This window comes from Skermanella sp. (assembly GCF_059503625.1).
On record NZ_JCACHA010001031.1, the window covers coordinates 1 to 6,003 of the forward strand.

General features: G+C 65.8%; 6 protein-coding genes and 1 pseudogene. 4 read left to right on the forward strand and 3 right to left on the reverse strand.

Translation table 11 applies throughout. From position 1 onward, the window contains the following. A partial coding sequence (locus AC5JJ6_RS37530) for an aldolase/citrate lyase family protein (RefSeq protein WP_496046924.1) occupies positions 1–435 on the forward strand: 435 nt, incomplete at its 5' end. Between the two features lie 79 nt (positions 436–514). On the opposite strand, the gene AC5JJ6_RS37535 is transcribed toward AC5JJ6_RS37530, so the two are convergent. The 3 genes from AC5JJ6_RS37535 to AC5JJ6_RS37545 all read right to left on the reverse strand — a co-directional run bounded on the left by AC5JJ6_RS37535 (position 515) and on the right by AC5JJ6_RS37545 (position 2,853). Next, the gene (locus tag AC5JJ6_RS37535; protein ID WP_496046925.1) at positions 515–1,291 is read right to left on the reverse strand and encodes a hypothetical protein; all 777 of its coding nucleotides are present in this window, start codon (positions 1,289–1,291) and stop codon (positions 515–517) included. A gap of 123 nt (positions 1,292–1,414) precedes the next feature. Then, positions 1,415–1,852, reverse strand: a complete 438-nt coding sequence (locus tag AC5JJ6_RS37540; protein ID WP_044436338.1) for a phage holin family protein — start codon at positions 1,850–1,852, stop codon at positions 1,415–1,417. Beyond that, positions 1,849–2,853, reverse strand: coding sequence for a hypothetical protein (locus AC5JJ6_RS37545; RefSeq protein WP_496046926.1), 1,005 nt, complete (start codon positions 2,851–2,853; stop codon positions 1,849–1,851). Before AC5JJ6_RS37545 ends, AC5JJ6_RS37540 begins: the two co-directional genes overlap by 4 nt. A gap of 628 nt (positions 2,854–3,481) precedes the next feature. Here AC5JJ6_RS37545 and AC5JJ6_RS37550 point away from each other — a divergent pair. The 3 genes and pseudogenes from AC5JJ6_RS37550 to AC5JJ6_RS37560 form a co-directional block, all read left to right on the forward strand. Next, positions 3,482–4,336 (forward strand): hypothetical protein, encoded by an 855-nt coding sequence (locus AC5JJ6_RS37550; RefSeq protein ID WP_496046927.1) that lies wholly within the window; start codon positions 3,482–3,484, stop codon positions 4,334–4,336. Beyond that, positions 4,317–5,192, forward strand: coding sequence for a response regulator transcription factor (locus tag AC5JJ6_RS37555; RefSeq protein ID WP_496046928.1), 876 nt, complete (start codon positions 4,317–4,319; stop codon positions 5,190–5,192). Before AC5JJ6_RS37550 ends, AC5JJ6_RS37555 begins: the two co-directional genes overlap by 20 nt. 25 nt (positions 5,193–5,217) lie before the next feature. Further along, positions 5,218–6,003 (forward strand): annotated as a pseudogene (locus AC5JJ6_RS37560) (sensor histidine kinase); the annotation flags it as partial.

Sequence of the window (6,003 nt, forward strand, 5' to 3'; positions counted from 1 at the left end):
TTGCTGCACTACGGCGCCGATTATCCCGAACGCGCCAACGAGAGCGTCATCGTCATGGCGATGATCGAAACGGCGCAGGCGCTCGACAATCTCGACGATATCCTGAGCGTCGAGGGACTGGACGGAATCTATATCGGACCCGCCGATCTCTGCTATTCGATGACCGGCAAGTTCGGTTTCGACCATACCGAACCGCCGCTGTACGATGCGATCACCCACATCCTGGCGCGTGCCAAGGCTCACGGCGTGATACCGGGCATCCACTGTGGAGCGGCCTCATACGCCAAGCGTATGATCGACCTCGGCTACCGGTTCGTCACAGGCGGCTCCGACTATCACCTGATGGCGGCGGGCGCCCGGGCGGTCGTCCTGGAGGCGAAGGGGCAGGGCCCGGCTTCGGAGCCCGACGGGGCGAAGCCGGTCGGGCTCTACTGACGGGTTCGGGAACGAAAAAAGGGCGCCGCCGGCCTCGTCGGCCGGCGGCGCCCTCCCGAAACGGCAATGCCTTCAGGCTTTACCGGTTTCCGGTCTTTTCCTCGGCGCGGTTCTTGACCTGCTCCGGGGTGAGACCCTGGTTTTCGGCTTCGCTCTGGCCGGCATCCTTGGCCGCCTCGACACCGGCTTCGGCGGCGGTGCGGGCCACGGTGGCGGCGCGGTCGATCGCCTCGCTGCCGTATTCACGGGCACGGTTGTAGAAGTCGTCGCTGTAGTCGCCCAGCAGCTCGTTCTCGTACCGGCTCGACGGGATGCTGGCGCCAAGCACGGCGCCTACCGCCACGCCCATGATGCCGGCCAGCAGCGGGTGCTCGTCTACGAGGCTGACGACGCTGCTGTAGCCCTGACGGGCTCGCTGGGATGCCTGGTCGCCGTAGTCGCGGGCGCGGTCGCCATAGCTGCTCTGGCCGCCCTGATAGCTGCCGAAGTCCTGGCGCTGGCCGCCGCTCTGGCTCTGGACCCGGTCGCGCACCGACTGGGTGGCGCTGCTGGCCCGGTCGCGCCATTCGCTCGCCCGGCTGCTCGCCTCGTCGCCCAGCTCCGAAGCCCGGTTCGAAACCTGGTCGCGCAATTCCGAAGCCCGGTTGAGAGCCTGGTCGCCGTATTGGCGGGCGCGGCGGCTGGCGTCGCGCAAGCGGGCATCGACGGACGGGTGGCTGGTGTTGCTCCAGACCAGCCAGCCCACGCCGAGCCCGATCAGGGCGAGCGGTACGGGGTTGCTCAGGACCGAGCGGTCTTCGTCCCGCGCGTCGTAGTTGCGGTAGGCGTCGGTATGTTCATAATAGTTTCTGCTCATGTGCTTCCGCCTGATGAGTTATGGGCCGCAATGCGCGCCGGCCGGCCGGTAAGCCATGCCGACGCACTCGCGCCGCTATTGTTGAAAACGTCGTTTTACCGGTTCAGGTCAGCGTGCCTGCGCTCAGCGCCCCAGCTGTTCCTTGGCCCAGCGCTTGTCGTCCTGGAGACTGGCGATGGTGCGATTCGGCTGGAGGTTGCGCGCCGACAGCTTGCTCTTGCCCATCACGACCAGGACGATGCCGATCAGCGTGACGGCTCCGCCGACGATCAGCGCAGCCAGCCACGGCTCCATCATGGTCGCCAGATAATAGGTCAGCGCCAGAAGCAGGAAGATGAGACCGGCGAAAGCCACCATGCCGCCGGCAGCCAGCGAGACGGCTCCCGATGTTGCCTGGCTGACCTTTTCCGACACTTCCGCTTTCGCCAGTTCGACCTCTTTCCGCACCAGGGTCGTGGTTTCCTGGGCGAGTTCGGTCAGCAACCCGGTCAGCGGCCGGTCGGCACCGCCCCGAGGAACGTCGCCGAACCCCCGGAGGTTATCGTCCGGCCTGCCGGTCATGGATTGGTACCCCGGGGCGGCGTGGAGCCGAAGCCCTTGTCGTCCGGCTTGATCGTCGTTGCCGTGCTGCCGCTGGCCGGCGTGGCCGACATGCTACCTACGGTCGAACCAAGGCTGGTGCCGGACTTCTCGTTCTTCTCCGAGGTTCCGACGACGCCGGTGTTCCGCTCCACGTTGCTGGAGCCGAAGCCCGTACCGGCTGAACCGGTCGTGGAACTTGCCAGGGCGGCGCTGCCGCCTGCGGCTCCGGTACCCGAAACGCCGCTCGTCCCGGCCGGGCTGCCCGACGACGACGTGCTGCCGGTATAACCCCGGTTGGCGCTGCCATAGCCGGTGCCCTGCTGCGAGTAGCGGTTCTGGCCACCGTAGCTGCCATAGCTGCGCTCACCATAGGTGCCGGCGGATCCGCCGCCGACCGAGCCGCTGCCGTAGCTCAGGTTGCTGCGCCGCTGCGAGGCGCGGCTGCCGGACGTACGCAGGAAGCGGGCGATCAGGAAGCCCGTCGCGACGGCGGCGCCCAGGAAGACTTCGGGCTGACGGCGGGCGAAGTGCTCGGCCTGTCCGACCAGATCGTCAAGGTTGCGGTTACGCAGGCTGTCGGCGAACTGCTCGATCCGCTGGGCCGCCGTATCGGTGTAGCGGGCGACGACGTCCTCGTTCTGCTCGTTCAGCTTGTCGGCCGCCTGATGCAGTGCCTCGGCGACGCTGCCGATGCTGTCGGCGACGCGGTTTTGCTGATGCTCGAAGGCTGAACGGGCGCGGGTACGGGCAGCACCCATCAACCGGTTGCCTTCCGTCTCCGCTTGCTGCTTGGCTTGATCCACGGTGTTGGAAATGGTATCGCGGGTAGATCCGGTGCTCGAACCGCCCTGGTTCGTGCTGCCGGAGTTCGGATTGCCAACTGTGGGGCCAGCCACGGGAGTGGTCGAGCCGGTGCGGGAGGCGCCCAACCCGGACCCGGTGGAATTGCCCACGGTGCCGGTAGTGTCGCGCGTAGCCATGTTCAGGACCTCCTCATGACGCTGTTCTCTACTGCGCTCATTCACGCATTCGAATGAATTGTCCAAAAGGAACAGCGTTCGATGGGTTGAGTTCCACAGCGGGGGCAAACACTTATGGCGCAAACCCTCGTTCGGCCACCACCCGGCTGTAAATCACGCGGCCGATTCGCGGATGACGGTATCCCGTTCAATGGGGTTAAGGCTGCGCCTAATGCGTAAGCCTTTGGCGTTCCACCGCTCTTGACCTTACTTGTCACTATCGACAGTATGGCGGGCATCGGGGAACCGGCTCAGCGATAGGGTAACCAGCCGTATCGGTGGAGCCAATGACCTGATGAACCCGGCTAAGCTTAGCGCCTGACCGGGAACGCGGCTGGAATTCATGACGGCGAAGCTATCGCCCTGAAGCGGCGAAAAAACCATGCTTCTGCCCATCCGGCCAAGATGCGGCGGGACCGGGTTACTCCCTGGCCCCGCCGCTTGAAACATGTCGTGCAGCCGCTACCGCGCTTGCCGTTTTTCCCCAGCGCAATGGTGGTAGGGGTGCCGTAATGGAAAAAATATTAAGCTTCTGTTCACCAGTTTGCCCTTCATTGGTCATACGATGTATACAGCATGGATGGCGTGCGTGACGCCGGACAAGGCGCTGTATAACTTTGGGCGACAAAATGAACATCGGCACAACCTGTCATTCGGCAAGAAGATTTGTCGTCCTGGTGTGCGACATGCCTTGCTCCTTCGGAGCTGGCGGTTACGCCCGTGGAGGCATTCGTTGCGCGACTTGACTTTCGTTGCCTTGACGGCGGCAGTTTTATTGGCCGGATGTATCGATCCGGGTAATCCGGCGCCTATTCAGGCTGCCTTGGCCGAACAGTCGTCCGTTGGTACCGAAGTTGCCCAAGCTCCCGTTCCGAAGCTGAAACCCAAGCCTCCGGCACCCGCGGCCACCGCTTCGGCCGCTTCAAGTGCGGGGAAGAAACCCGCAGCGCCGCCGCCCAGTTCCTCCGCGTCGCCGCAGAGCGAAGCACCGGCGGAGGAGAATGGGCAGGCGGGCGGATCCAAGGCAGGGTCGGTCGTTATGGTGCCGCCCTCGGCACCGCTGCCGGAGCCCCTGCCGGCACCTGCCGAAGCGTTGCCGCCGGCTCTGCCGCCGTCGCTTCCGCTGGCATCGTCACCGCATGCGATACCCGAGCACCCAGGCCCCAAGGCGTTGGTCGGTCTGGACGAGCAGGCGACGGTCCGCCTTCTGGGCGAGCCGTCCTGGACCGAGGATGTTCCGCCCGCGAAATACTGGCAGTACGCCACCCCATCCTGCGTCTTGCGGGTCTTCTTCTTCATGGAGATGACGACGCAGAACTTCCGTGCCCTTTCCTATGAACTGACGAGTAGCGACGATGCCCCCAATGTCCATGAACGGTGCTTCGCACAACTCCTCGCCCAGGCTTCAGGCCGTCAGACGGCCCATGGCAACCGCATCAACTAACCCGGTAACCGGCGCCGTGCCGTCCAAGGTCGCCTTGGTCGACGACGACGACCTGTTCCGGGAATCGTTGGGCATGAACCTGGCCGACGAGGGATACGACGTGATCCCCTTCGACCGAGGCGCCCCGGCGCTCGACTACTTCCTGCGCGGCGGCAATGCCGATGTGGTCCTGCTGGACTGGCGAATGCCCAAGATGGACGGCATCGACGTGCTGCGCCAGCTTCGCGCCAGCGGCATCGAAGTGCCGGTGATCTTCCTCACCGTCCTGTCCGACCAGATCTACGAGGAAGCGGCCCTGGCCGGTGGCGCCGTGGACTTCGTCGAGAAGTCGCGCTCCCTGCCGATCCTGCTGAAGCGGATGCAGCTCATCCTCGGCGGCCGCAAGACCGGTCCCGACGAAGGCGGCGACCTTCCGGCGATCCCCGGATCGCAGCCGGGCGCTTCGGCCGGTGCCGCCAATGCCGGAGGCGCCAATGCCAACCTGTTCAACCGGGGCGACCTGGAACTGCGGCTGGACGGCAGCCGGGCCTTCTGGCGCGGCACCCGCGTCGATCTGACCCTGACCGAGTTCAACATCGTACGGCTGATGGCGACCCGGCCGGGGGAGGATATCTCCTACCGGGAAATCTACGATCTGGTCCATGGCAAGGGCTTCGTCGCCGGCTACGGCCCGGCCGGCTACCGCGCCAATGTCCGCGCCTTCATCAAGCGCATCCGCCAGAAGTTCCGCATGGTCGACGGCGAGTTCGACCTGATCGACAACTATCCGGGCTTCGGCTACCGCTGGAGCGACGATCCGGTCGGCGGCGACATGGACGGCGGTGACGACGACCTGAGGGCCGGGGGCCTGAGCTGATGAAGGCGGGGGAGGCCGGTTCCTGATGGCTCAGCCGCGGGCAAGGACCGGCGGCCGCTGGATTCTGCGCTCGCTCGCCAGCCGGCTGGTGCTGGTGTCCGTCGTCTTCATCGCCGTGCCGATCCTGATCTACCAGCAGTTCCGGGCCGCCGACGAGGACAAGCAGACATTGCTGCTCCAAAGCGCCCAGCAGCAGGGCCAGCTGATCGCCCGTGCGCTGGAGCCGCTGCTCGCCAAGGCCGATGCCAGCCTGCTGCCCCGATTGGGTGAGGAGCTCGCGCGGTTCGCCGACGAGAACACGAGGCTGAAGCTCCTGCTGCGGCCCAAGAGCGTTCCCGGAGCGCAGGGCTTCTACTACGTCGGCGCCGCACCGCTGGCCCCGAACGCCAACCTCGATCTGGAACGCCAGCGCCTGCTGGAGCAGGGCATCCTGGCGCGTCTTGCCGACACGTGCAGCGGCAACCAGCCGTTGGCGATCCGCTTGCAGACGGCGACGGGCGCCCTGGAAGTCCTGACGTCGATCACGCCGATCAACAGCCCGTTCGGGTGCTGGGCCGTCGTGACGTCCCACTCGACGCCGACGTATCTGGGCTCCTCGATCGGCCAGCCCTATTGGCAGACGCCCGAGGTGCAGGCGGCGGCGCTGATCTATCTCGCGATGGCGGCGCTGGTGCTGCTGCTGTTCCTGGGCGTCTGGAGCAACCTTCGGCGTTTCGGCTCGCTCGCGCGCCAGATCGGCAACCACGACAGCGGGCGGTCGTCCTTCGCCGATCAGAACACCGTTCCGGAACTGCGCAGCGTCGCCGAAGAC

Bases quoted from the DNA above. Each gene is read 5' to 3' on its own strand.
- AC5JJ6_RS37535 (WP_496046925.1), bottom strand. From the start codon at position 1,291: ATGAGCAGAAACTATTATGAACATACCGACGCCTACCGCAACTACGAC.
- AC5JJ6_RS37540 (WP_044436338.1), bottom strand. From the start codon at position 1,852: ATGACCGGCAGGCCGGACGATAACCTCCGGGGGTTCGGCGACGTTCCT.
- AC5JJ6_RS37545 (WP_496046926.1), bottom strand. From the start codon at position 2,853: ATGGCTACGCGCGACACTACCGGCACCGTGGGCAATTCCACCGGGTCC.
- AC5JJ6_RS37555 (WP_496046928.1), top strand. From the start codon at position 4,317: ATGGCAACCGCATCAACTAACCCGGTAACCGGCGCCGTGCCGTCCAAG.